A 663-nucleotide genomic window follows, 5' to 3' on the forward strand; every position below is an offset into this window, starting at 1 on the left:
CACATGTTCAGACGAAGGCCGCTTCCGCGTCCGGCAGTTACCAGACCGAGTGATCAAGTTCGACGCATCATTCGACGCCAGAGGTTAAAGATCAAGCTAGGGGGTGTTTCGAAAGTTCCGCACCGCACAGGACTTTCGAAACACCCCCTACGCCCACGGCCGGGGCGGGGGGGAGACCGGCAGTGAGCTCGCCCGCGGCGGACCGCGGGCGGCGTGGGTGCCGGGCCGGGCCGGCACCCACGGCATTACTCGCCGCGCGCCCCCGCCTGCCGGGTGACCGAGCGCAGCAGGGGGCGGCTCAGGCCGCCGGCCGCGAGAATCCCGCCGGCCCCGGCGGCGCAGCACACCGCGAGAACGGTCAGGCCGCGTGCGTCGAACGATGAGTCGCCACCGGCCAGCATCATCGAGCCCCCGCACAGCAGCCCGGTCGCGAGGGCCCCGCCGGCCAGCACCGTGACCGGGATGAGGGTCTCCCGGTTCCGTGCGGCGTCCAGGACGCGCAGAGGGGTTCCGGCCAGGTGCAGCAGGGCGTAGGTGCGGCGGCGGTCCAGGACGGAGGCGGCCGCGGTGATCCCGGCCGAGGTGATGGCGACGGTGAAGGTCACCACGAGCACCACTCGGGTGAGGGTGGTGAAGTCCTGGGTGAACTGTGTCTCGGACCAG

General features: G+C 71.3%; 1 pseudogene. It reads right to left on the reverse strand.

Annotation, left to right across the window (positions count from 1 at the left end):
* Positions 1-245: 245 nt before the first annotated feature.
* Positions 246-663 (reverse strand): annotated as a pseudogene (locus IG99_RS43505) (ABC transporter permease); the annotation flags it as partial.

It is taken from the genome of Streptomyces griseus subsp. griseus (assembly GCF_000720255.1).
Taxonomy (GTDB): domain Bacteria; phylum Actinomycetota; class Actinomycetes; order Streptomycetales; family Streptomycetaceae; genus Streptomyces; species Streptomyces griseus_I.